This is a genomic window from Mogibacterium diversum (genome assembly GCF_938028775.1).
GTDB lineage: Bacteria > Bacillota > Clostridia > Peptostreptococcales > Anaerovoracaceae > Mogibacterium > Mogibacterium diversum_A.
Genome location: NZ_CALIZG010000018.1, coordinates 33623 through 57802, shown reverse-complemented (window position 1 = coordinate 57802; position 24180 = coordinate 33623). Strand labels below are relative to the sequence as shown.

Here is a 24180-nt window from a genome sequence, read left to right as displayed (position 1 = left end):
GATAACGAAAAGAAATCTTGCTGTGCCATGCCTATGGCACTAGAAGATGTTAGACTTACAGAGATGACTGCCGCTGGCGGATGAGGAGCTAAAGTAGGGCCGGGAGTCCTAAGCGACATATTATCTAAGCTACCTAAGATTCGAGATGAGAGGGTTCTGGTCGGATTTGATAGCAGCGACGATGCTTGCGTGTACAAAGCAAGTGATGATCTCGCTATCATCAATAGCATCGACTTCTTCCCACCGATTGTCGATGACCCATATATGTTTGGTCAGATCGCCGCAGCTAACTCACTCAGCGATATATATGCGATGGGTGGAACCCCTAAGCTAGCGATGAACCTACTCACCTTCCCCGAAAAGCTTCCAATAGCAGCTGTTGAAGCTATTCTTGAAGGCGGAAACGATAAAGTGAATGAAGCTGGAGCTATGACAACTGGTGGGCATAGCATAAACGATAAAGAACCTAAGTACGGACTCAGCGTAACAGGATTTGCACATCCTGACGATATCCTGAGCAACAGTGCTTCTGAGGGTGACTACCTCGTAATTACCAAGAAAATTGGTTCTGGTGTACTCACAAGTGCTGATAAGGTAAGCCTACTGAGCGAAGCAGAGAGCAAAGCCCTCAGCGATACTATGGCAGAGCTTAACAGATACGCCTTTGAAGCTACTGCTGGTGTAAAGGTTAACGGCTGCACAGACATCACCGGCTTCGGATTAATCGGTCACGGTGCTGAGATGGCTAAGTCAGGCGATGTGACACTTGAGATTTTTACGGAGAGAGTACCTCTGATGGATCATGCACTTGAGTTCGCGTCACAGGGAATTCTTCCTGGTGGCGCTCATAACAATATGACATACCTAGAGAAGGATGTAATCGACTACAGTGTCGGATTAAAACAGGCTCAGCTTGACATGCTCTACGATCCACAGACTTCTGGAGGCCTGCTCCTAGCTGTTAAGGAACCTGAGCTTGAAAGACTCCAGTACCAACTCGGAGAGAAAGGCTGTGAGAACGCCATAATCGGAAGGTTCAAGAAGCGTACTTCACACTATATTGAAATTCTGAACAAGTAGCTCTGATGCTACCTACGTTCAGGACTTAGTAGACAAGCTCAAGACATAAAAAAGCAGGAAGCGAATTTCATCGTCTTCCTGCTTTTTTCTAATTTGATTTCTTTATTAATTAATATGTTTCAAAGCAACCTACTTGTGCTGCTCCGCATTCTCAAGTACGAACTTCCTAAACGCCTCGGCAACTGGTGAAAGAAATACGTTTTTGAGTGTAATCATATAGAAGCTGCGAAGCTTGTCGAAGCCATCAATCTTAAGAACCTTAAATTCGTCTGACCTCACAACCTTGTTAACGGTTTTCTCGGAAAGTATCGATGCACCAACATTATTTGCAACGAGACGCATTATCATGTTAAGGTCATTAGTTCTAGAAATAACTCTAAAGTTATTCTTATCAAAACCCTTAGAGGCAACCGTGTCCTCGAAAGACTTACGGGTAGCAGATCCGTTTTCTCTCCAGATAAGCGGGAGCTTCGACATCTCCTCTAGGGTAATCGTATCCTTATCAGTTTCATAAGTACCAGGAACTAGCAGTACTGGGCGGTCATGGAAGATTTCATGCACTTCAATACCTGGTTCTGCAACGTACTCTCCTACAAAACCAATCTCACCACGTCTCTCAAGAAGGCTTTCAACTGTTGCCTTGCTGTCATTCATCTCAATATAGAACTGGGTAAAAGGATGAGCATCTGTGAACTTGCGGATAATCTCAGGCAGGAATGCGATCCCTGGCACTGTCGAAGTCTGAAGCTCTAAAACTCCGTCCAGATTATCGTCGCCATTATCAAGCGCTTCGATTGCTTGCGCTCTAGCATTCACCATCTCAACAGCATACTGATAGAACTTCTGACCGTGAGGCGTCATCTCAACAGTTCTGCCCTTTCTATCGAGCAGCTTAGTGTTGAGCTCCTTCTCAAGAGAGCTTATATGTGTACTGATAGTCGGCTGGGTAAAGAATGTCGCATCTGCTGCACGACTAAAGCTCTTAAACCTAACAACATTTACAAAAGCTTCAATTTGCTTAAAATCCATCTTTCCTCCACTAACCCTTAAATAAAAAGGAGCGCCTCGCTAATGAAACACTCCTGTTAGCTATTCTAAATAGTATATTATTTGCAATATCGTGTCAAACAAACAGCATTATATACGGGTTTGCTATTGAAAAATTCTATTCTACACCGATAAGATTAGCTTTTTTTATACCTTCCGTCTCCCTCATGTCGAGTATTAGTTGCTCAAGACCACATGTTGCATCATCCATGTTGAGGGCTATCATGATAGTCGCAATGTTATTTACAGGCGGGCTCTGATTTATCGTCCATATACTGTATGAGTGACTAGCAATCACGCGGATCAGCTTCTCCAGCACGCCAGTTTCGTGTCGTAGCTGCATAGAGATTATCGCCCTCTTGCTGGTCTTCTTGGCGCTGAGTTCCATCACGTAATCCTTGTACTTATAGTACGTACTTCGTGAAATTCCCACAGTGCGCACAGCTTCACTTATATCTGGGACCTCGCCTTCTGCAAGCAGTCTGCTAGCCTCAACAACCTTCTCAAAGTATTCAGGAAGAATTTTTTTATCTACTATTAGATACCTGCTATCCACCTTCTACTCCTTGCCTTCACTAGCGTACTTTTTAACTTCATCCATCATCTCATCCACATCGATGATATCCCTGTGCTTAACTTCCTTTTCAAATATCGCACGAAGTGGGCTAGGAATCTCTGTACCAGTAATTTCAGACAATTTCTCCATGTCTGCCTTATCATCTCCTGATGCTTCTTCTCCGAGTGCCGCAAGCACTGAACCCGTAAACTTATATGGAGAAGCGGTTGATAGAATCACATTCTTTGTTTGTAGCCCACCATCTCTCAAATACTTGTCTGATGCAGCCCAGGCGATGGCAGTGTGTGTATCCATGACGTAGCTCGCATCCTTAAACAGTCTACCAATAGCAGCTGCCCCCTCTTCATCCGAGCATGCATAGCCTACAAAATCTCTCTTGATCTCAGATAGCTCATCTTCGCTTATCTGATACTCTCCAGTTTCAGCAAGAGACTTCATGTACTCCTTAGTCTTGTCGGCACCGCACACGAAGAATAGTAGCCTCTCAAGGTTACTTGATACGAGAATGTCCATTGACGGTGATGATGTCTTGTAAAATTCCCTTTTCTTATTGTAATGGCCCGTCTCGAGGAATTCTGTAAGAACATCGTTCTTATTGGAGGCGCAAACTAACTTTCCAACCGGGAGCCCCATCTGCTTAGCGAGGTATCCAGCCATGATGTCTCCAAAGTTTCCAGTAGGAACTGTGTAATCAACTGCATCACCTAGCTTAATCTCGCCTGCATCCGCAAGACTCTTATAAGCTGCGAAGTAATATACCACCTGCGGAACTAGCCTTCCTATATTGATGGAGTTAGCGCTCGACAGCGAAACTCCTTCACAAGGTCTCGGAATCTCCTGGAATAATCTCTTAACCCCTGTCTGAGCATCGTCGAAGTTTCCTCTCACTCCGAACGCCTTGGTATTAGCGCCTGATTGAGTTACCATCTGAAGGCGCTGAGTCTCAGATATACCTTTATCCGGATAGAATACTGCTATTCTAATCCCTGGAACATCTGAAAATCCATGAAGTGCAGCGCTGCCCGTATCTCCGCTAGTAGCTGTCAGTATTAAGATCTCATCCTTAAAATCATTGAGCTTTGCTGCCTCTGACATTAGGTTAGGAAGCGCAGAGAGCGCGACATCCTTAAACGCACAAGTAGGCCCGCAGAAGAGTTCTAGTATATATCTACCATCTACGCTTACTAGAGGAGTAATTTCTTCTGCTGTGAACTTATCCTTGTAGCTTCTCGTGACGATAGAATCTATCAATTCTTCTCCATAATCAGGAAAGAACTTCCCGAACACCTTCTTAGCCATACCACGGTAGTCCTCGGCTATTACCTCTTTATAATCCAGCTTTAGTTCGGCTAAGTCTTCTGGAACGTAAAGTCCCCCGTCTTTAGCAAGTCCATCGAGTACTGCCTGTGACGAAGAAACCTTGTGATTCACATCTCTTGTACTTATATAATTCAACATTTTATCTCTCTTTTCTGTTGCGTATTTTGTGTTTTTATGATACATTATTCCTCATAGGAATACAAGTGTTTTTCATACAAGGACACGACATACAAAAATGGACACGGAGAGGATTAAAGAGTATATAAATATGAAGATTGCAATTCTCGGATACGGAGTAGTCGGAAGCGGCGCATACGAAGTCGCGCAAGCTGCTCATAATATAGAAGTAAAACGCGTGCTCTACAAGAGGCCGATAGATGAACTCGGAGATATCGTAACTACTGAGTACGAAGATATTTTGAATGATGAGGAGATTGAGCTAGTTGCAGAATGCATAGGTGGTCTCCACCCAGCATACGAATATGTATCTGCTGCTCTTAAGAGTGGCAAGCACGTAGTAACACCTAACAAGAATCTGGTTGCAGCATACTGGGACGAACTACACGATCTCGCTAGAGAGCATGGAGCTGAATTCCGCTACACAGCTTCTGCTGGTGGCGGCATCCCATGGCTTTTCAATCTAAGGCGCCAGTCGAGAAGTGATGAGATTTTATCTATAAACGGTATCGTTAACGGCACATGCAACTACATTCTGGATACTATGCATAACGAGCCAGTTGATTTTGCAGAGATCCTTGCAAAGGCGCAAGAGCTCGGATATGCGGAGAAGGATCCGACTGCAGATATCGGAGGTTTCGATACACAGCGCAAGTGCGTGATTTCAGCGAACCTCGCCTTTGGCACAAGTATTTCCGAAGAAGATGTACCTGTGTTCGGAATTCAGAATATCACAGCTGGGGACATCAAGTATTTCAATGAACACGGATACACTTGTAAGCTGCTCATGAATGCAGGTCAGACCGATGCTGGTGCTTACGCATATGTTGAGCCTACCCTTGTTAGTAGAGGCGCACTCGAGTCCAGCGTTCCAGCGAATAACAACCTCATCAGCCTGACGGGAAATCACATCGGTACACTCAGTTTCTACGGACAAGGTGCTGGCAAGTACCCTACCGGAACTTCAGTGATTCAGGATGTGCTAGACATTGAAAACGGCTGGAAGTTCTCAGGCAAGAGTGAGAAGAACGATGTATCTGTTGACAACGGACTTGAAGCTCATAGATATTACGTAAGGGAATACGGTTCATGCAAGATTACAGGGCCACTAAGCGTTACCGAGGCACACAGATTAGCCTCCGAGAGCAGCGACGAGCATTTCTTCATGGCAGGAATAAGGGAGTAGATATATACTAATGATTAAAGTTGCAAAGTTTGGCGGCTCATCGCTCAGTGATGGTGCGCAGTTTGCCAAAGTAAAAAATATAATTGAACAGGACCCTAGTCGCAGAGTGGTAGTGGTTTCGGCACCAGGTCGCCGCACTTCGGACGACAACAAGGTGACAGACCTTCTATACCTAGTGAAAGCACACATCAAATATGATGTATCTTATGACAGTATATTTGAGATGATTGAACAGCGCTACATGGACATCCGCTCTGAATGTGACCTTTCACTCGACCTCGATCAGGAGTTTGAGATTATCAGAAGTAAGCTAGATAAAAATATCTCCATGGACTACTTAGCATCTCGGGGTGAATTTCTCAATGCTAAGCTTATGGCTGAGTATCTTGGATACCAATTTGTGGACTCTGCAGCTCTCATCAGTTTCAAATACAACGGCGATGTAGATATGGAGAAGACAGAACAGAACTTCAAAGAAATCTTTGATGTATATAACAAAATCGTAATTCCGGGATTCTACGGAAGCCTTCCAAATGGCGATATCAAAGTATTTTCCCGAGGAGGCTCCGACGTATCAGGGGCTATCGCAGCGGCTTCACTAGACGCAGATGTGTACGAGAACTGGACCGATGTCAGCGGCATCCTGATGGTAGATCCTCGCATAGTTGAAAACCCAAAGAGCATCGCCCGCGTTACATACGCAGAGCTCAGAGAGCTTTCTTATATGGGAGCTGCTGTTCTCCATGAAGACACAGTCTTTCCTGTACGAGCTAAGGATATTCCGCTCAACATCAGGAATACCAACGAGCCTGATAATCCAGGTACTATAATCCGCGAGAGCTTCGGCGAAGATAGCCCAGAGGAGAGCAACAGATTCATCACGGGAATTACCGGCAAACGTGATTTCTCATTAATCAAGATAACAAAGGGAAATATCGGAGAGAATCTAAATACACTCCGTAAGGTTCTCAACATATGCGAGCAGCACGATGTGCCTATATCGCAGATTCCTAGCGGTGTTGACAGCTTCTCAATCATCACTCCATCATCCAAGCTCGAGCAGTGCAAATACGATGTGCTTTCGGCTATCAAGAAAGAATGTGGCATCGATGCCGAGATTGACCAGGGTATCAGCATGATTGCTATCGTCGGCAGACAGATGGCATACAAGACAGGAATTTCCGGCAAGCTATTCGGAGCGCTAGGTGTTAACAAGATCAACATTCGTATCATTGAGCAGTGTGCGGATGAAATCAATATAATGATTGGTGTGTTTAACGAAGATTTTGAAAAAGCGATTCGCGTGTTATACGAAAGCTTTGCAAAGTAGCAAGAAAGGGGTTTGGGATCGGTCAGATTCCAGTAGATAAGATATGAAAGAATACAGATTAGGAATACTCGGTGCTACTGGTGCCGTTGGACAAGAGATGCTAAAGGTACTTCAAGAGAAAGACTTCCCTCTATCAGAGCTCAGACTACTCGCTAGCAAGAGAAGTGCTGGCAAGGAAGTTCAAACTGAGAAGTACGGAACAGTCGTGATTCAGGAGGCAACTGATGACGCATTTGCAGGACTAGACTTCGTGCTCGGTGCTGCGGAGAACGATATTTCAATTAGATTTACCGATGCAATTAAGGCTTCAGGGGCTACGTATATTGATAATTCTAGCGCATATAGGCTCGATGATAACGTACCTCTAGTTGTTCCAGAGATCAATCCAGAGGACGCCTTTAAGCATAGTGGAATTATTGCGAACCCAAACTGCTCGACTATAATCACACTTGTTGCTATAAACGCAATCAATAAGCTCTCCCCTATCAAGGGGCTCTATGCCTCGACTTACCAGGCAGTGAGCGGAGCTGGTGCAGGTGGACCGATTGAATTATTCGAGCAGACGAAGCAGGTACTAGATGGAGAGAGTAGCTCAATAGAGCCAAAGGTATTCCAGCACCAGATCGCTTTTAATCTAATTCCGCAGATTGGAGGTTTTGGAGACAACCTATACACATCTGAGGAAATGAAGCTTCAGAACGAAGGTCGTAAGATCCTTCACCTTCCTGAGCTAAAGGTATCTTGCACATGCGTAAGAGTTCCTGTTGAACGTTCGCACTCAATCTCTGTAAACGTAATCACAGAAGATAGACTAGAGCTTGATGACGTTAGAAAGGCTATCGCAAGTGCTAAAGGCTGTAAGCTCGTAGATGATCCTGAATCACTTAGCTACCCAATGCCAATCGATACTAGCGATCAGGATATCGTATTTGTTGGACGCATCAGACGTGATCTTGTATGCGAGAACGGTATCAACCTATGGTGCGCAGGAGACCAGGTTCGTAAGGGTGCTGCAACTAACGCAGTGCAGATTGCTGAGCTGCTGATCGATGCCTAGAACAGAGCTTTAAAGCTGAGCGATACAAGAATTCAATAAACAAAAGACAAAGCAGGAGGACAGCGCTATGCCGCATGTCCTCCTGCTTTATATAGTTATAGAAAAAAGCTACTCCTACAATAGCAACAAATATCCCCGCTGCTATTATTAAATCTTTTGCATTTCTAAGATTGAGACCATTATGCCTCTTCAGACTTAGCCTCTTCCCTGCGTAGCTTTTCAGCCTTCTCCTCATCGATAATCTTCTGAGTCTCAACGAATCTCTTTACCTTCTGGGTACTTGTCTTCTCCATAGGTTCATCAGTTGTGTATACTCTCTTGATTCTCTTGTACGGAGGAAGTTTGTCATTGATTTTCTCAACATCAGCCTTTACTATCGCATTGATTTCTTCAGGCGTCTTGCCCTCAAATCCTTCTGGGTTATACACGAGCTTTAGTGTAACTACTAGGTCACGCTCATCCTCAGCACTCGGAATACCGACGATAATCGCCTCTTCTTTGTATGGAAGTACATTTAGCTCCTGCTCGATTTCCTCAGGGAATACGTTCTTTCCATTCATCAGTACGATTACGTTCTTCTTGCGGCCTGTGATATAAAAGTATCCGTCCTTATCCTTATATCCGAGGTCTCCTGTGTGGAACCATCCATCGTAAATGCACTCGTTCGTAGCTTCTTCATTCTCGTAGTAACCGAGCATGATGTTCTCGCCGCGAGCGATTATCTCTCCGATGCCGTTCTCATCAGGCTCGTAGATGTCCATTCCAACACCTTCGATTGGAATTCCTACGGACCCAGGTCTTCTATACGCAGGTCTCTCTGCAGAAAGTACTGGCGAGGTCTCAGTTAGACCATATCCCTGTAGACATATAACTCCGAAGTCATTCCAGCCCTTAATGCACTCTGGATCAGCAGCCGCGGCTCCGAGGATTACCATGCGAAGCTTTCCACCGAACGCCTCGAGAATTCCCTTAAATACAGTTCTTCTGATGTCTATATGTGCCTTTCCAAGAACCCTTACAACCTTCCCCATTGTTTTGAGCCTGCCAGAAAGGCCTTCCTTCTCAGCCTTCTTAAGTATACGGCTATACATAGTCTCGATGAGAAGCGGTACTCCTACGAAGATGGAAACTCCATACTCTTTGAAGTTCTGCTGGATATACTTAAGCCCATCACAGAAAACAGTCGACGCACCCGCAGCAAACATGATAATCTGACATGTAAGACCGAAGGTGTGGTGATATGGTAGAAGCGAAATATTGACATCTGTATCATAAATCTGCTCAGAGGCGATAGTATTGACAACATTAGAAGCAACATTACGTTGCGAAAGCATTACAATCTTGGACTGTGAAGTCGTTCCAGATGTAAAAATCATGAACGACATAGCATCTGGATTGATTACAACATCATCATACTTGCGAGAGCCTCCATCAACGAGTTCCCTACCTTCTACTGTGAGGTCATATATATCCGTCTTGTCAGAGACTTTGAATAGCGGAAATGCAGCCTTAATACGAGTCTTACCACTAGAAATTGCTTTAGTGACGGACTCCGACTCCTTCTCATCATAGAAGATAACTTCTGCTTCACTACGAATGAGCGAGCTTTCAAACTCATCGTACTTTAGCTCTTTATCGAGCGGCACAGTTATGTTGCCTGTTAACAAAGTTGCCATATTGGCGAGATACCAGTTGTAGCTATTCTTGCCGATGATAACGATTCTAGTATTCGAGAAGCCTCTACATAGTAGCGCCTCTCCGAGACATCTAATCTCCTCATAGTATCTGCTGTAGGAAATATCACGATACTCTCCATCACCAAGCTTGAGTGTGAACGCCTTGTTAGCCCCGTACTCGCTAACAGCAGCTTCCATTATCTCTCTAATATTCTCCAAAATTACCTCCGTTTATCCGACTGTCACCTGCCCCTTACAAAAACACCGTCCACCAAAATCCACTAGAGCGTAGTGTTCCGGCATGCCGAGGGAGCACGATTTGCGAAAAAATTATAAAATAGTTTTGAAAACTATATTATTTAGTATTATAATCTAGGTATATGCTGTATGATACTCCATTTAGCACGATTTAGCAATATTTAATTTGATTTTTATACAGGCATACATGTGCAAATGGTTGAAAAATACAAGTTATCAGAAATTTGAAGCTCACGGCGAGCTGTGATACTATCCTATATAGAAGCACAACTGGAAGGAACTTATGGAACAAAGAGAAATGATGCAGGACAGCACAAGGCTTCACCTCCCGCGCTGGGATGAGCTGCCAGATATATCGCTATATATGGATCAGGTGCTATCGCTGATAAATCCTCATTTTCAAGACACATACGGTGATAGCTATTTGCTGACTAGCACTATGGTTAATAATTACGTTAAGCTTGGGGTTGTCCCCTCTCCTGTAAAGCGTAGGTACGGCAAGGAGGCCATCTCGCGGCTTTTCGTAATTGTCACGCTCAAGTCTATATTTAACGTGCAAGAGATCGCCGAGCTGATTTCAGCTATCGATGATGACAATAGCCTCGGATATGAGATTTCCAAATCTTACGACCTGTACTGCAGTACACTTGAGGCTGCGATTGATGCGACATATGCAGACAGCATCTCTCACACCAAACCTGCCCAGGATTATTTTAGAGTAATTGAAGACGTTGCAACAGCTGCCGCTTATCAGCTAATAGTGAAGCGTAGGCTGAAACTGAGACGAGAAAGAACGGAAGAAAGGAAGAAAGTATGATATATAAGCCAGAAGGTGTCTGTGCCCAGCTCTTGAATCTTGATATCGAGGACGGCATAGTAAAATCAGTTGAATTTATAGGTGGCTGCGCTGGAAACACCCAGGGACTAGCCAGTCTAGTAAAAGGAATGCCGGTCGATGATGTAATCGAAAGACTAGAGGGTATAAAATGCGGATTCAAAGATACATCATGTCCGGACCAGCTTTCCAAAGCGCTAAAGCAGTACAAAAATGAGCAGCAGTAATTGCTGCTTTTTTGTATTAAATTGTTTTTTCTACCCCCCATTTACACTAATCAGTTTATATGGTAATTATATGGTACAAGCAGTTAACACCTCTATATTTTAAATGCACTTTAAGCACTGGAGGTAGAATTATGAAGAAATCAAAAGCATTAGCTATAGCGATTGCTATTGTTTTAGCTCTGCCTGTACTTTCAATTTATGGTAACGCTAAGCTTGGACATTCAAACGAACATGTCACTAAGTCTGAACAGTACCATGGAGTTTATTACAGAAATACGCTAATAAGAAAATACAAACATTACAGCTCCTATAAACGCTCATCTAGCAACGCAAAGAGTGCTGTAGATGGTGCCCCAATTACACCAGATAGGGCTGTGACTTTTCGTGCATACGTAACTGGCGATACGCTTGGTTACCGTGTGAAGAATAAAGCTTCTATAGATAACTGTTTTACGAACAGAAATACCCTTGATGCGCTTAATAAACGTATGACTGGTAATATACCTTATACGCCTTTATTTGTTAATGACATTAATAATAAAGGAACTGCTCCAGTCGTGTTAAATGGCGAAAAAGGAAAGGTACAGTATATCGGTTTCAGAGCTGTATATACCGTCGAAGAATATGAGGTTAAGATGTACGAACAGAGCACCGGAAAATTAATAGCATCGAGCCACTACAAACTATATAGACCAGTTTACGGGGAATTTGCTCTGCTTGATGATGAAGAGTAGCACAACCTTATAATTAAAAACTTTAAATGCGATAAGAGGGATGGCAAGCCACCCCTCTTTTAGTCTATTAACGCTAACTTTATTTTATCCTATTTTATGAATTTACTTGTCGCCTCATGAATTTACTTGGATTTCTCTTTAGATGCCACGATATACGGAACTGCTACAAATAGCACTCCACCTATCATATTCCCAAGCGACACTAGCCCGAGATTATACCAGTATCCACCGACAGTAACAGCTTCATTCCCACCATTATTAATAAGTGCAAGAGCAAGAATCGTCATATTAGCTACGCTGTGCTCAAACCCAGTGGCAAAGAACGCAACGATGCACCAGAATACCATGATGAGCTTGCCTTCATCGGTCTTGCATCTAAAGCTGCACCACACCGCAAGACACACGAGGAAGTTACAAAGCACACCTCTCGTAAGAAGCGCAATAGGCGAAAGGTTCATTTTTACCGCTGCTGCACCGACTACCGCTGCCTGAGTACCATCTATATATAGACCGGTCAAATTAAACAGTCCAGCGAGAAGTGCCGAACCTATAACGTTGCCTAGCCAGCAGATGACAAATATCTTGATGACATCCAATATCGTCACTTTACGCTTCATATACCCGACAGCAAGAACCATATTGTTGCCTGTAAAGAGTTCTGCACCAGCGATTATTATAAGGCTGAGAGCTACGCTAAAGAATATAGCCATGACGAGCTTAGCATACGGCTGGCCCTGGAGCTGCCCGCCTAGAGTATACGAAATCAGCACTCCGAAGCCTATGTATATTCCTCCGAGTAGTGACATAATAATATATCCGCCAGGGTTTTCTCTAAGAAGTCTAACCTTAGCTTCTGCTCCATTCGAAATAGCTGCGATCTCTTCTCTATACATGTGCCGTCCTCCGATAACGCTCTTCATAAGTACTTAATATGATACATTATAAGCGATTGGAATTAAAGTTATTGCAGGATGTATGTGGAGTATAAATACAATTAAAATGCATCAAATTACGGTCAAAAGATTTAAAATATAGTTAGATTTTACCTTTACAGACTGGAGAACTTTTATATGAGCAATCAAGTTCCTGAATGGGTTCATTATGGTGATGGTATAGGAGCCGTAATAGTTGACTACGCTTCAAAGGGTATAGTTTTATTTACGATTTTCGGTCTGCCTATATTATTCTTCGTAGTTTGGGCTATCGATAGTAACACATATCACAAGCGCCAGTTGGCTGCTGATGAAGTAACTAAACTCAAAAAGAATACTAAAGCGGGAGCAAGATTTGAAAGAAACTGCGTCGACCGCGGCATTGACTACGCTTTATACATTTGGATGGTCGATGAAATTAAAAAGGATCTCGACAAAATGGGATATTATGAGCTATGTGTTGATATCGCATTGATTCATCTACCGATTACTATCGAGGATGTGTTTGGAGGTACAAGTCTCTACGACAGGGCTGTAAAGATGTTCGAAAGTCAGAAGGATTATTTTAGGGATCAACTGTGTGGTAGGTAGTTTAGACCTCCCACATGTTAATCTAATAGGCTTAGCTAGTTTAGATAAAAGCTAGTCATTGTTATCCCCCTTGCCTTAACCATACCTTATTGCTATAATCAATGTAGCTAGTGAAGCTATCAAATTGATAGTTGCAGTGATGAGGTTAAGTATTTCAGCCTTGTTGCTGCTTTTTTATTTATCGTCTTATATTATTATAAGCATAATTTGACAATAAAGGTTAGAAAAGGAAAAACTTCTTAATTTCGATGCGAATTAATATATTTAGTTTTCATAAAAGCCACCTGTCTAATCTTTATTTTTAATCTTCACTATTGTTCCATTACTTTTTCTAATTCTTTCATTTTTAATTCTCCTTTCAAATTTTATAAAATACAAAAAGCTAAATATCTTTAATAGATAAATAGCCTTTTGAATTATTTATAAATATTTCGTTATATTTACATTGAAATTATCTTGTTGCATGATTAGGATAGTCTATCATCATGAGTTGCAATAATCATTGTTATCAATGTTTATTTATTTCACGTATACCTCGAACTCCATTTGCTACACCTAATATCATTGCCATTAGCGATATTAGTTTCAATTCCACTTTGCCTCCATATACAATAGTTTTAATAAAAACCATTGCGGCAAGTATTCCAACTACTATTTGTAGTATTGATAGAACATACCTGTACTTACTTCCCATAATTCATGCCTACTAATATCTTCTCACCGATTTCTTTGTAATAAATATATTTATTGCGAAATATATATTTATTGTTCCAATTGTTTCACACAATCTTCTAATAATGTTGGGATAATATTCATGATACGGCAGTATGTATGCCAACACCACACATGCTACTCCTATTGCAACTGTTACCACAAAGCTCACGATACGATTTTTCTTTGACAACAAATCACCATAGTCATTATTTTTATATTTTTTTGCTATTAACAATGTTGATAAAAAAACCAAAGGTGAGAAAGGCACAAACAACAATGCCACTATGTTAATAGCCATAATTATGGTTATCGCTATCATAATTCAATGTAACCGTTATTAGGAACAGCATCTACAGAATCAAATTTTTTAGCTAAAAATGTTCCTAAATCAAGATAAGTATCTACTAAGGGTTTATAGCTAAGTGCCATAGTTTATCTCCTTTACAGAAGTTTTATATTTCTTATTATAATACAAACCACTGTAAAAATCCTCCATATCAACTTATTAGTTGTGTCTGCATTAGTATTTTTTGAGATAGTCCTGTTTTCAATGCTTTTCGCCTTGCCACTTCGGACTGTCCAACATCCGCAGAACCCCTAGGGATTCAAATCCCTGTCTTTACATAAAAAATAGGTAGCACATAAAGTGCTACCTATTTTTTATGGCGGAGAGAGAGGGATTTGAACCCTCGCACGGGAGTTACCCGCCTGCTGGTATTCGAAGCCAGTCCCTTCAGCCTCTTGGGTACCTCTCCACAAATAATATCCTGGAGACTAACGACCAATAAGGGTCAAAAGCCTCAACCAGAAACTAAGCCCAAGACGGGGGCGGAAGCTTCTGCAGGATACCGCGAAGGTCATTATAGCATAGGCTTATGGTGCACGCAAGTAGTCGCAAGCGACGCAACGATGCGCTTAGCTACTTATCCCTGCCCTTATCATGCTTCCCAATTGGCACTGCAGCTTTCTTTCTGCGCCTTTTAACTAGGCAAGCAATCACGATTAGAACAACTAGAGTTGGTCCTAATACCATTGCGCCTAGATTAGAGATGTAGGCTTCGGATGTAATCCAGCCCTTAGTCACATTCTGCTTCACGATAAGAGGTGCATCAGACACATACTTACCATCGACATACACCTTTGCAACCGCCACCTGATCTCCCTTCCTTAGCGGAGCCTTGACGGACCAATCGCGCTTTATTTTTACAGTTACCTTTGCACGATCACCCTTCTCGGTATACGCGTAAGCCGTCTCACTTGCATAGGCATCGACTATGGTGTTCTTACCACCGCGAACTAGAACCTTTGTGACCTTCTTACCTTTTGCGACAGGCTTATTCACCTTTAAATATTTGTATGCATATTCAAAAATCGCTTTTGCATCCTTCGGACGATTTTCCTTATCATCACCGAACATCACGAGTAGCATCTTCAGATCTTTCTTATCATAAGCGAGCACAATCGAAGCTTCACCGTTCCAGAAACCAGTTTTGCCAGCAACTACACCCGAGTTCCTGGTGTTGATCAGGTCGGTATGGGATTTCATGACGCGCGCTTCGTTTAGGTTGGTCGCTCCCATCTCGTATTTTTTAGTGCTTGCAAATTTATAGACCTGTTTGTTCTTAAGCGCTGCCCTAGCAATCTTCATATAATCGCTAGCTGTAGTATAATGATTTTCTTCTTTCATCCCGTTCGGATTTACAAAATTAGTATCCTTACAGCCTAAAGCCTTTGCTTCGTCATTCATCATCTTAACGAATTCATCGACATTACCGTTCGATACGACCTCTGCGAGGCTATACGCGGCATCGTTCCCCGACAATATCATCAGTCCATACAGAAGCTGCCTAACCGTTACAACTTCACCCTCTTTTAGCTCCATTGAAGAACCACCGAGGGCAGCTGCTTCCTTCGATATCGTGACTTTCTGATCAAGATTTTTGATGTGCTTAACGACTAGTAGCGCCGTCATCAGCTTCGTAGTGCTAAATGGAGCTACGCGTTCATCCTTATTCTTCGAGAACACCACAGTATTCGTATTCTCGCTGTATAAAACCGCACTCTTTGCATTTATCTCAGGTTCATGCACCTTCTTGGCTTCGTTTGACTTCTTAGCTGATTCCGTTTGCTGCGAAGATTTAGATGAGCTTTTATCGCTAGCACCATATGAAAATATACATAATAAACCGGTGCTGAAGACCATAGTTATGCACAGCACCGTCAATATCGCTATTTTAAAACTCTTCCTGAGATTATCCCATGCTTTCATCTCTAATCTCCAATCAAGATTTTTCTTTACTGATGTGCATCGAAGCGATGCGCTCAATCAGCTCCTTAGACCTTCAGCTAAACCTGAAGATACGGCACTAGCACCCGCATAGCCCTATCCTTAACCTCTATCTTAAGCTCGTCAGTCTCCGCTATCTCGCCATCTACGACAAACTTCATGTGTCCACTTCTAGGGATGATATCAATCTTTCTTCCTTGCTTAAACTCAGTAATCTTCTCTATTCCCTTTATCTCATTAAGCTTTCCTTTTGAGAATTTTGGTAGAACCTTCAGCACAGTACGCCTTGGAATCCTATGCACGACCAGCACATCTAGAAGTCCATCATCTAGCTTCGCCTTTGGGCTGCTCTCAATTCCGCCACCACAAAACCTACCGTTTCCAATGGTGCACATCATAAGTGGGCCCTTAAAAAGCTGCTCTCCATCTATAGTAACCTGTAGATTTTGTCCCGACTTCTCGATGAGGTTTAGAAAAATCGACAGTCCGTATGACAACGATCCACCGATAAAAGTCTTTTTATTAAAATAAGTCGCCAATATCGCAACGTTCCCGTCAAAACCGATATTAAACGCATTGAGTCCGATTCTGTTATAGTTCTCTCCGTCTCTATTGTATGAGTACGACATAACATCAATTACTTCCTCCTCAGCCAAAAGCTGGGACATGAGATCTTTATAATCCGTAGCTTTAGCGCCCCCGAAGTTACGGATAAGGTCATTTCCACTGCCAATCGGGATAACTCCGAGTGCTGCGTTTACATGGCCATAGACGCCATTTGCAACTTCATTTACAGTACCATCTCCACCGCATGCATAGATTCTGACTTCCTCACCATCACGCTCTGCTGCGGTCGCTACCTTATCTGCGATGTGCGTCGCAGAACCTGGTCCAGTCGTATAATGTAGCTCAATGTCGAATTCCGAATCTAGCGCCGCTGCACTGATTTCTTTGCACAGCTTGTCTGCCTTCTTGCCATTTCCAGCAATCGGATTAATGATAAATGCATATTTCACTTATAAATGCCCTCTTTTTTAATTTATCGTTACATTTCCTGTTCACTATCATAAATTAGCTTTGGTTTCGCACCGAGGTAGTCTAGTGAAACGAGTTTATAGTCTATACCACCATGCTCGCCCTTGATACCATTGGTCCACGCGACCATGCCGTGAAGGTGACCATAGACGCACTGCATAACACCGTATTCCTGCATAATCCTGGTAAATTCCGTCTCTTCCATCTTAGCCGGCGGATAGTGCATCGCCATGATAATTCTCGATGCGCCCTTTTTCTTCGCCTCTACTAGGCTATTTCTAAGTCTGCCTTGCTCACGCAAATACATCTTTTCATCATGCTCGGTATACGTAGCAGCGTCAGGTGTCGGCCAGCCGCGTGAGCCGCAAATAGCAAGGTCTAGTTCCTCTACATAGTAGCAGTCATTTTGCAGAAAATGCATATCGTCGTAGAGTGTCCTCAGGTACTGAATCCTGCACCACCATAGATCATGATTTCCGCGCAGGAGCACTTTCTGACCAGGCAGCTCATGAATCCATTCCAGGTCAGCCATCGCCTCGTCTAGCTTCAGCCCCCACGATATATCTCCTGCAATTATTACAATGTCATCGTCTGTAACCAGCTCAGTCCAAGCGGATTTTACTCGCTCTGCATGGTCTCCCCAGCCAGGTCCAAAGACGTCCATCGGCTTATCTATTCTCTCATCAAAGGAAAGATGAAGATCCGCAATGGCGTATATTTTCATACTTATTCCTCTTCGCCTTCAATATTATTTACTCTCTGAAGCGCCCTTTTCATCTGGCGCATGCGCACGCCTGCCAGCTCATCGATATCATCACTAGCTTGCTTTAAGTGCCCTTGCGACTTGGCTAGAACCACCTCAAATCTTTCAAATTCCTTCTGTACAGCGTGCAGTAGCTCCCACACTTCACTGCTCTTCTTCTCTATCGCTAAAGTGTTGAAGCCCATCTGAAGACTATTAAGAAGTGCTGCCATCGTGGTCGGTCCAGCAATGGTTACCTTGTACTTCCTCTGCAGTGGTTCGATGAGTCCAGCATTAATCGCTTCAGAATACAGTCCTTCGAACGGAAGGAAGAGTATTGCAAAATCCGTTGTAATCGGTGGATTGATATACTTCGAGTTGATGTCTTTGGCTTCACTCTCGATTCTATTAACGAGCTTCTTCTTCGCCTCGCTAATCGCCTCTTTCTCCCCTAGGTCATACGCTTCAAGCAGTGCGTTATAAGCATCTCCAGGGAACTTCGCATCGATAGGGAGGAACACATCGTGATCGTCCGTTCCAGGAAGTCTAATCGCAAACTCGACATTCTCCCTGCTGTTCTCCTTAAGCCTCGCGTTCTTAACGTAGTGACTAGGCGGAAGCATCTGCTCGAGAATAGACCCAAGCTGCACCTCGCCGAGAATACCGCGAGTCTTTACATTAGACAGTATCTTTCTGAGGTCACCAACTCCCTGTGCAACTGACTGCATCTCGCCGAGTCCTCGGTACACTTGCTCTAGTCTCTCGTTCACTAATCCAAATGACTTTGTGAGCCTTGTATCCAGAGTCGTCTGCAGTTTCTCGTCGACCGTATGGCGTATGTTTTCGATTTGCGTGTTATTCTCAGCACGAAGCCTCGCCATGCTGTCATTGAGCTCTTTGAGCCTCAAATCCTGATGCTCGGACATCGTCATCTGACTCTTGGCAATAGCATCGCCGTACGCCTTAAAATACGTATCCATTCGCTCCTCATTGCCTTTCGTGCGCATCAGAACGAGGATGCTCATGAGCATCGACCCTAGACAAATAATTAATAACAATATCATAATAGTATTCATATATTTATTGCTTTACCTTTTTGCTTTGACCTTCCAGCTACGCATCTCGGAGATTATCTTATAGATAACACCGCTGGTATATCCTCTGTTCTCTAGCTTTCTAGCCATAGATGCTATCTTGCGTTCATCCAGATATTCTGCCTCTTCGCTATATGAAGGATCCAGTAGCACGGTTTCTACCGAGTTCTCGTACCCTCTCATCGCTTCGGAACCGTATATGCTCTCTACCGCTATTCGCCTGGCATTTGCAAGCTCATTTACGCCCGCTTCGTACTTATAATCTTCTAAAGCATTTTCTGCAGTTAGAACATCGACACCCTTCTGCTCAAGTTCACGCTTCGCTCTCATACCGCCCCTAAGCTTCTCAAAGGAATTCCTGTAGAAAGCAAGCGCGTATTCATAGTCATCTATGTAGTGGTGAGCCTTAAGGTCATCAATTGCGCCCTCTATCTCGGAGTCCTCATATTCCTTTTCCTTGAGGTGCTGACGCATCTCCTGCTCAGTTCTCATGCGGTGCGATAGGTATCTCATAGCCTCATCACCGACGCCGCGTTTCTTGCTCATATCCCCATATACTCCTATCGGTAATATATTTTACGTAAGTATACTTGCTACCGTGCACCTTAGGCGCTAATATATCACCCATGTTTATTAATCAAGCGTAGATACCTGCAGATTATTAGTTCCTCCAAATGCAGAATCATCTCTTACCGCTACTGCTACATGAGGTAGTCCCTCTCTCTTGCACTGCTTATCGCTATGTATAGTCTCCGCATTATCAGCACTGCATATCTCAGCGCCTAGCGAAACATCATAGATGCGCCATAGATAGCCTTCATATGAAGCGCTTCCCCACATTGTGCTAGGAGCATCGTAGAAGACAGAGCTTCCGGCAGCTTTGATAAGCGCCTCTCTCCTTGACCATATGCGGAAGAACTCATCTATCCCTAGTCTATTTGCGCTCTCCTGCTCATCTTCCTGATATAACTTTACAGCAATCTTCTCGAGCTTCGCTTTTTTATTATACTGTATATCGAGGCCGCATGGTGCATCTGAAAAAATGATTGCCCAAGTATTCTCGCTATGAGAGATCGAATAGTCTGGAATCCCAGCGATATGAGGCTTTCCATTTTTATTGAACTCGATATTATCCGATATATAACCTAGAAGCTCTCCATCTGTACGTGTAGCTAATTCAGGAAGAACATCTAATTTACACCCACTCCCAGCAAGCTTTCTAATACTCCTTGCAAGGAGTTCTCTACTATGCGCAGAATTCCTCTTGTATTCATTTGTATAGAATAAATACATTGCGAGCCCCCTACTTGCTCTCAAACAGCTTCATCGCTTCCTTGATTGCTACATCTCCAGACTTTGCTTCCACATTAGGCATTACGCCTTTTTCATTTATCTTTTTGCCATTTGGATCGATATACTCTGCAGTCGTCAGTTTCACCACAGATCCACCCTTAAGCTTAAAAATCGTCTGTATTACACCTTTTCCGTACGTCTTAGTTCCAATTATTTTCACATCGTTTGCTTTTAGTGCAGCCGCAAATATCTCCGCCGCACTTGCTGTATCTTGATCTACAAGGACTGCAAGCTTTACATCAGCCGAACTGTCATCCGAAGTGTATTTCTTGGTCTTTTTCTTGGAAACTATCTTGCCAAGCTTCGCTTTTTTAAGAACCTCGTCTGCTGAACCAAATGCTTCTTCGACTACCCCTCCGGTATTGCCGCGTATATCAACGATGATCTTATTGCAATCCTCGGTTTTAAGCATCTCTATAGCGTTTTTGAATGATTTTGAAGTTCCCTTTCTAAATGTACTGATGCGTATATATCCTATGTGTTTTGATGAATCCTTCACCTCATAAGTCACGCCATCATCTTCAACTTTAGAACGAGTGAGCTTGTACTTCTTAACGACTCCCCCTCGCGAGATAGTAAATTCGACATCGTTGTCTCCGCCGCCTTCCATTAGCTCGGCTGCATCGTTTAGGCTCTTTACATTCTTGCCATTAATTTTAAGGAGTTCGTCCCCCGCTAGAATCCCTGATTGTTCTGCATCGCTTCCAGATAGGACCCTATTAACCACGATTTTATTATTTTCATCAAGCTTAAGAGCTACTCCGACGCCAGAATATGATGTTAAATACCTGCGTTCAAATGCCTCGTACTCTTTCTCCGTCATATATTCGGCGTATTTATCATCTAGCGTCTTTAGCATACCAAGTGCTACAGCTTTATCGACTTCGTCGGTGTCTTGCTTGTAGTATGCCTTGTTATTGATTATTTTCTGAATGTCATAGTACTTGCCGAACTCATCATCTAAGGCCTCATATTGGTCGAGCTTGTACTGAGATATCAGTCTCCCCCCAAGCACAATATGCATGAAAATCACAGCGCAAACCACCGCAGTTCCAAACCCTGCGGCAAATGCGATTAATAATGTTCTATGCCTCCTCAATATCGAGGACTCTGATTTGAACATTCTCTCTGTCCTTCCACCTATTTATGTCCATCACTCCGTAAACTGTCAGAGGTTTATTGCTAGCAATCAGGCTATACGCGTCCATCGCTTTGTTGAACATTATGCACTGAATAGCACTTCCGTGCTGCATCACAGAAAATCTCGCATGTTTATTATCCGATAGGAATTTTAAGTCTACAACCTGCGCCTTCTCGAATCTGAACACTGGTTCTAGATTTCCTGCTCCGAACGGTGCAAAAAGCTCTAGCGCTCGCGCAAGCTCTATACTTGTATCCGGAACTATTATATCCATGTCCGCCTCTATCGTCTTGTCAAATAACTTTTCATTATCCGCAAGCAGTCCGGCCACATCTTCATTTAACGAAGTCCTGAGCTTTTCAAGATTCTCAGTCTCCATCGTGAATCCGCAAGCAGCCTTATGCCCACCGAACTTCACAAAATACTCTGAATGACGATTCAGCAGAGAATACAAGTCTATCCCCTCGATAGATCTGCCAGTTCCTTTGAGGAGCCCATCGTTTGGTGACACAATAACAACTGGTCTATTGTAGCGCTCTTTGAGATTTCCAGCTACAATTCCCAGGATTCCCTCGTGAGCATGGTCGGCCTCAATCATTACGAAATCACCCTTTTCGAGTTCATCATCCACAAGACTTATGCAGTTTTCAAAAGCTTCCTGCTGTAACTCACGTCGCTTCGCATTTGTCTCCATAAGCTTTGTGCATAGACGCTCTACTTCATCATCGTCATCAGATAGCAATGCTCTAACTCCAAGCGAGGCATCACCAAGTCTACCCGCAGCATTAATCCTAGGAACTAACGAAAAAGCAACGTTCGTAGAAGTAATATTGTTGTAATCTACACCTGATAGTTCTGCAAGCCTTCTTAGTCCCTTGTTCTTAAATCCAAGTCTCATGAGTCTTAGACCATACTTTACAAGCGAGCGGTTCTCATCTGTGAGCGGCATTACATCTCCGATAGTTCCAACCGCAACGAGTTCGAGCACTTCTGTAATAAGGCTGCGAGGGATTTCACAGTTACGACTAAGTGCTAATGCAAGTTTATATGCTACCCCTACCCCTGCAAGGCCCTTAAAGGGATAAGCATCTTCTGGCGCCTTGGGATTAATGACGATTCCTGGCGCAATCACATCTTTTATAGTATGGTGATCAGTCACAATTGTCTCGATGCCAAGGCTATTCGCATACGCAACCTCTTCGGCTGACACAGACCCACAGTCGACTGTGACGATAACCTCGCCTTCGTCCTGATATATCTGGTCTATGGCTGACTTATTAAGTCCATAGCCCTCATCAAGTCTGGAAGGTATATAGTAAGTCACATTGTCTGTGAGAGAGCCGATAACCTTCATCAGAAGAGCTGTCGAAGTTACGCCATCACAGTCATAATCACCATATATAACTATTTTAGATCCGCTGTATATAGCATCTAACAACAAATCCACTCCCGCATGCATGTTTGCTAGCAGGAATGGATCATATGCGAGCTTAGGACTCGGAGAAAGGAACTCTTCGAGCTCCGCATCTCCTTCAATCCCTCTTTTTCTTAATAATTCACTCAGCACTGGAGTGCTTTTAAAAATATCTATATTCATATAATTAGAATAAACTCATTGGGTTAATATACGTGCCGTTCTTGATTAAACTGAAATGAAGATGCGGACCTGTTGACCAACCCGTACTTCCAATGTATCCAACAACTTGCCCCTTAGTTACATACTGCCCATTGGATACCGCAAATCCACTCATATGTCCGTATAGGGTGGTATATCCGTTTCCGATTGAAATCATAACGCAGTTACCGTAGCCACCATAGTACGATGCCTTGGTAACGTAACCGTTAGCGATAGCTCTAATAGGTGTACCCGTTCTCAGACCTGATACATCTACACCATCGTGATACTTCTTTGTCTTGAATATTGGATGAACTCTCCATCCGAAAGGAGAAGTTATAGTTCCACCACTTACTGGCCACTGATATCCGCTTGAAGTAGTTGGCGCACTTGGTCGGCTTGAGCTCGAGCTGCTTGAGCTGCTCGAACTTGAGCTTGAGCTTGAACTGCTTGAACTGCTCGAGCTACTCGAAGAAGACTGGCTCTGAGCCTGTGCAGCCTGCTGTCTTCTAAGCTTTTCCTCTGCTGCTGCCTGAGCTGCTGCTGCCTCTGCTGCTAGCTTATCGCCCTCAGCATTTAGCTGATCCTGCTGTTTAGAATATTCATCCGCAAGCCCCTTGTACTTTTCACGAGTTGCTTCGACTTCCTTTTTGTTCTTCTCCAGAATCTTTTCCTGTTTAATCTGCTGATCCTGAAGCGATTCAATCTCTTTATAGTCCTTCTGAAGTGTGCTGAGAAGCTTCTTGTCACTAGAGAGCACCCTCTGCACCATACTAACGTTTGTTATCAGTTCGCTAACATTGCCTGAACTCAAGATTACATTGATAAAGCCTGCTGTACCCGTCTTATACATAGCTCTAAGCCTTGAATTTAGAGCTTCCGTTTGCTTGCTTACAGCAGCCTTCTTTGCTTCGAGCTTTGCCTGCGTCGCATTGATCTCCGCTTGCGCATTATTGATATTAGCTTCTAGTTCTTCTACCTTCTTAGTCGCTTCACCGACTTTAGCACTAAACTCTTCAGACTTCGCTCCTGCTGCTGCCGCTTCCTTCTTCTTTTGAGCAGCGCTAGTTGCATATGACGGCACAGATGTTACAAATGCCGATACAACCATAGTTAAGGCGAGCAGCGAAACCACTACACACTTTGTTTTATTCACCCTAGTCATTCGTCTC

Annotated in this window: 23 protein-coding genes, 1 tRNA gene and 1 pseudogene; 8 read left to right on the top strand and 17 right to left on the bottom strand. The window is 43.3% G+C overall.

Annotated elements, in window-relative coordinates; genetic code table 11:
* Nucleotides 1-96: 96 nt before the first annotated feature.
* A pseudogene (gene selD, locus Q7O90_RS04620) lies at nt 97-1080 on the top strand (selenide, water dikinase SelD); the annotation flags it as partial.
* Between the two features lie 129 nt (nt 1081-1209).
* On the opposite strand, the gene Q7O90_RS04615 reads toward selD, so the two are convergent.
* From Q7O90_RS04615 to thrC, 3 genes are all read right to left on the bottom strand, one after another.
* A complete protein-coding gene (locus Q7O90_RS04615; protein ID WP_106056229.1) occupies nt 1210-2109 on the bottom strand; it encodes a selenium metabolism-associated LysR family transcriptional regulator in 900 nt (299 codons plus the stop codon).
* A gap of 136 nt (nt 2110-2245) precedes the next feature.
* Nucleotides 2246-2683 (bottom strand): ACT domain-containing protein, encoded by a 438-nt coding sequence (locus Q7O90_RS04610; protein WP_273068158.1) that lies wholly within the window; start codon nt 2681-2683, stop codon nt 2246-2248.
* Between the two features lie 3 nt (nt 2684-2686).
* On the bottom strand, nt 2687-4162 hold the full coding sequence (gene thrC, locus Q7O90_RS04605) for a threonine synthase (RefSeq protein ID WP_304128075.1): 1476 nt from the start codon (nt 4160-4162) through the stop codon (nt 2687-2689).
* A gap of 130 nt (nt 4163-4292) precedes the next feature.
* Between thrC and Q7O90_RS04600 the strand changes: the two genes are divergently transcribed.
* From Q7O90_RS04600 to Q7O90_RS04590, 3 genes are read left to right on the top strand one after another with little or no spacing between them, the layout of a single operon-like run.
* Nucleotides 4293-5387 (top strand): homoserine dehydrogenase, encoded by a 1095-nt coding sequence (locus Q7O90_RS04600; protein ID WP_304128072.1) that lies wholly within the window; start codon nt 4293-4295, stop codon nt 5385-5387.
* A gap of 10 nt (nt 5388-5397) precedes the next feature.
* The gene (locus Q7O90_RS04595; RefSeq protein ID WP_304128068.1) at nt 5398-6717 is read left to right on the top strand and encodes an aspartate kinase; all 1320 of its coding nucleotides are present in this window, start codon (nt 5398-5400) and stop codon (nt 6715-6717) included.
* Nucleotides 6718-6760: 43 nt separating this feature from the next.
* Nucleotides 6761-7774, top strand: coding sequence for an aspartate-semialdehyde dehydrogenase (locus tag Q7O90_RS04590; protein ID WP_304128065.1), 1014 nt, complete (start codon nt 6761-6763; stop codon nt 7772-7774).
* 179 nt (nt 7775-7953) lie between these two features.
* Here the strand turns inward: Q7O90_RS04590 and Q7O90_RS04585 are convergent, their stop codons facing one another.
* Nucleotides 7954-9669: an AMP-binding protein gene (locus tag Q7O90_RS04585; RefSeq protein ID WP_304128062.1), complete on the bottom strand. Its 1716-nt coding sequence runs from the start codon at nt 9667-9669 to the stop codon at nt 7954-7956.
* A gap of 322 nt (nt 9670-9991) precedes the next feature.
* Here Q7O90_RS04585 and Q7O90_RS04580 point away from each other — a divergent pair, with 322 nt between their 5' ends.
* The 3 genes from Q7O90_RS04580 to Q7O90_RS04570 all read left to right on the top strand — a co-directional run bounded on the left by Q7O90_RS04580 (nt 9992) and on the right by Q7O90_RS04570 (nt 11504).
* The gene (locus Q7O90_RS04580; RefSeq protein WP_304128059.1) at nt 9992-10525 is read left to right on the top strand and encodes a DUF1836 domain-containing protein; all 534 of its coding nucleotides are present in this window, start codon (nt 9992-9994) and stop codon (nt 10523-10525) included.
* Nucleotides 10522-10770, top strand: coding sequence for a TIGR03905 family TSCPD domain-containing protein (locus Q7O90_RS04575; RefSeq protein ID WP_304128057.1), 249 nt, complete (start codon nt 10522-10524; stop codon nt 10768-10770). The genes Q7O90_RS04580 and Q7O90_RS04575 overlap by 4 nt, the downstream gene beginning before the upstream one ends.
* A 131-nt stretch (nt 10771-10901) precedes the next feature.
* Nucleotides 10902-11504 (top strand): hypothetical protein, encoded by a 603-nt coding sequence (locus Q7O90_RS04570; RefSeq protein ID WP_304128054.1) that lies wholly within the window; start codon nt 10902-10904, stop codon nt 11502-11504.
* 122 nt (nt 11505-11626) lie between these two features.
* Here Q7O90_RS04570 and Q7O90_RS04565 read toward each other — a convergent pair whose 3' ends face one another.
* Complete coding sequence (locus tag Q7O90_RS04565) at nt 11627-12397, bottom strand: formate/nitrite transporter family protein (RefSeq protein ID WP_304128051.1); 771 nt, start codon at nt 12395-12397, stop codon at nt 11627-11629.
* 177 nt (nt 12398-12574) lie between these two features.
* Here Q7O90_RS04565 and Q7O90_RS04560 point away from each other — a divergent pair, with 177 nt between their 5' ends.
* Complete coding sequence (locus Q7O90_RS04560) at nt 12575-13027, top strand: hypothetical protein (protein ID WP_304128049.1); 453 nt, start codon at nt 12575-12577, stop codon at nt 13025-13027.
* Nucleotides 13028-13535: 508 nt separating this feature from the next.
* Here the strand turns inward: Q7O90_RS04560 and Q7O90_RS04555 are convergent.
* From Q7O90_RS04555 to Q7O90_RS04500, 12 genes are all read right to left on the bottom strand, one after another.
* Complete coding sequence (locus tag Q7O90_RS04555; protein ID WP_273451812.1) at nt 13536-13721, bottom strand: hypothetical protein; 186 nt, start codon at nt 13719-13721, stop codon at nt 13536-13538.
* A 12-nt stretch (nt 13722-13733) separates the two neighbouring features.
* On the bottom strand, nt 13734-14039 hold the full coding sequence (locus Q7O90_RS04550) for a hypothetical protein (protein WP_304128048.1): 306 nt from the start codon (nt 14037-14039) through the stop codon (nt 13734-13736).
* A gap of 365 nt (nt 14040-14404) precedes the next feature.
* Nucleotides 14405-14496, bottom strand: a tRNA-Ser gene (locus Q7O90_RS04545).
* A gap of 164 nt (nt 14497-14660) precedes the next feature.
* A complete protein-coding gene (locus Q7O90_RS04540; protein ID WP_304128045.1) occupies nt 14661-16010 on the bottom strand; it encodes a D-alanyl-D-alanine carboxypeptidase family protein in 1350 nt (449 codons plus the stop codon).
* Nucleotides 16011-16087: 77 nt separating this feature from the next.
* Nucleotides 16088-17044, bottom strand: a complete 957-nt coding sequence (locus tag Q7O90_RS04535; protein ID WP_304128042.1) for a diacylglycerol/lipid kinase family protein — start codon at nt 17042-17044, stop codon at nt 16088-16090.
* 29 nt (nt 17045-17073) lie between these two features.
* Nucleotides 17074-17787: a metallophosphoesterase gene (locus tag Q7O90_RS04530; protein ID WP_304128039.1), complete on the bottom strand. Its 714-nt coding sequence runs from the start codon at nt 17785-17787 to the stop codon at nt 17074-17076.
* 2 nt (nt 17788-17789) lie between these two features.
* The gene (locus Q7O90_RS04525) at nt 17790-18785 is read right to left on the bottom strand and encodes a DNA recombination protein RmuC (RefSeq protein WP_304128036.1); all 996 of its coding nucleotides are present in this window, start codon (nt 18783-18785) and stop codon (nt 17790-17792) included.
* Between the two features lie 108 nt (nt 18786-18893).
* Nucleotides 18894-19445 (bottom strand): regulatory protein RecX, encoded by a 552-nt coding sequence (locus tag Q7O90_RS04520; RefSeq protein WP_304128033.1) that lies wholly within the window; start codon nt 19443-19445, stop codon nt 18894-18896.
* A gap of 87 nt (nt 19446-19532) precedes the next feature.
* Nucleotides 19533-20192 (bottom strand): 4'-phosphopantetheinyl transferase family protein, encoded by a 660-nt coding sequence (locus Q7O90_RS04515; protein ID WP_304128032.1) that lies wholly within the window; start codon nt 20190-20192, stop codon nt 19533-19535.
* A gap of 10 nt (nt 20193-20202) precedes the next feature.
* Complete coding sequence (locus tag Q7O90_RS04510; protein ID WP_304128030.1) at nt 20203-21375, bottom strand: S41 family peptidase; 1173 nt, start codon at nt 21373-21375, stop codon at nt 20203-20205.
* The gene (recJ, locus tag Q7O90_RS04505) at nt 21338-22990 is read right to left on the bottom strand and encodes a single-stranded-DNA-specific exonuclease RecJ (protein WP_304128027.1); all 1653 of its coding nucleotides are present in this window, start codon (nt 22988-22990) and stop codon (nt 21338-21340) included. Before recJ ends, Q7O90_RS04510 begins: the two co-directional genes overlap by 38 nt.
* Before the next feature lie 4 nt (nt 22991-22994).
* Entirely contained in the window at nt 22995-24173 is a 1179-nt protein-coding gene (locus Q7O90_RS04500; RefSeq protein WP_304128025.1) for a murein hydrolase activator EnvC family protein, read from the bottom strand.
* Nucleotides 24174-24180: the final 7 nt, after the last annotated feature.

Coding starts and splice junctions, on each gene's coding strand:
- Q7O90_RS04525 (WP_304128036.1), bottom strand. CDS start 18,785: ATGGATACGTATTTTAAGGCGTACGGCGATGCTATTGCCAAGAGTCAG.
- Q7O90_RS04530 (WP_304128039.1), bottom strand. CDS start 17,787: ATGAAAATATACGCCATTGCGGATCTTCATCTTTCCTTTGATGAGAGA.
- Q7O90_RS04515 (WP_304128032.1), bottom strand. CDS start 20,192: ATGTATTTATTCTATACAAATGAATACAAGAGGAATTCTGCGCATAGT.
- Q7O90_RS04550 (WP_304128048.1), bottom strand. CDS start 14,039: ATGGCTATTAACATAGTGGCATTGTTGTTTGTGCCTTTCTCACCTTTG.
- Q7O90_RS04500 (WP_304128025.1), bottom strand. CDS start 24,173: ATGACTAGGGTGAATAAAACAAAGTGTGTAGTGGTTTCGCTGCTCGCC.
- Q7O90_RS04590 (WP_304128065.1), top strand. CDS start 6,761: ATGAAAGAATACAGATTAGGAATACTCGGTGCTACTGGTGCCGTTGGA.
- Q7O90_RS04510 (WP_304128030.1), bottom strand. CDS start 21,375: ATGTTCAAATCAGAGTCCTCGATATTGAGGAGGCATAGAACATTATTA.
- Q7O90_RS04600 (WP_304128072.1), top strand. CDS start 4,293: ATGAAGATTGCAATTCTCGGATACGGAGTAGTCGGAAGCGGCGCATAC.
- Q7O90_RS04580 (WP_304128059.1), top strand. CDS start 9,992: ATGGAACAAAGAGAAATGATGCAGGACAGCACAAGGCTTCACCTCCCG.
- Q7O90_RS04595 (WP_304128068.1), top strand. CDS start 5,398: ATGATTAAAGTTGCAAAGTTTGGCGGCTCATCGCTCAGTGATGGTGCG.
- Q7O90_RS04560 (WP_304128049.1), top strand. CDS start 12,575: ATGAGCAATCAAGTTCCTGAATGGGTTCATTATGGTGATGGTATAGGA.
- Q7O90_RS04615 (WP_106056229.1), bottom strand. CDS start 2,109: ATGGATTTTAAGCAAATTGAAGCTTTTGTAAATGTTGTTAGGTTTAAG.
- Q7O90_RS04520 (WP_304128033.1), bottom strand. CDS start 19,445: ATGAGCAAGAAACGCGGCGTCGGTGATGAGGCTATGAGATACCTATCG.
- recJ (WP_304128027.1), bottom strand. CDS start 22,990: ATGAATATAGATATTTTTAAAAGCACTCCAGTGCTGAGTGAATTATTA.
- Q7O90_RS04555 (WP_273451812.1), bottom strand. CDS start 13,721: ATGGGAAGTAAGTACAGGTATGTTCTATCAATACTACAAATAGTAGTT.
- Q7O90_RS04570 (WP_304128054.1), top strand. CDS start 10,902: ATGAAGAAATCAAAAGCATTAGCTATAGCGATTGCTATTGTTTTAGCT.
- Q7O90_RS04565 (WP_304128051.1), bottom strand. CDS start 12,397: ATGTATAGAGAAGAGATCGCAGCTATTTCGAATGGAGCAGAAGCTAAG.
- thrC (WP_304128075.1), bottom strand. CDS start 4,162: ATGTTGAATTATATAAGTACAAGAGATGTGAATCACAAGGTTTCTTCG.
- Q7O90_RS04540 (WP_304128045.1), bottom strand. CDS start 16,010: ATGAAAGCATGGGATAATCTCAGGAAGAGTTTTAAAATAGCGATATTG.
- Q7O90_RS04575 (WP_304128057.1), top strand. CDS start 10,522: ATGATATATAAGCCAGAAGGTGTCTGTGCCCAGCTCTTGAATCTTGAT.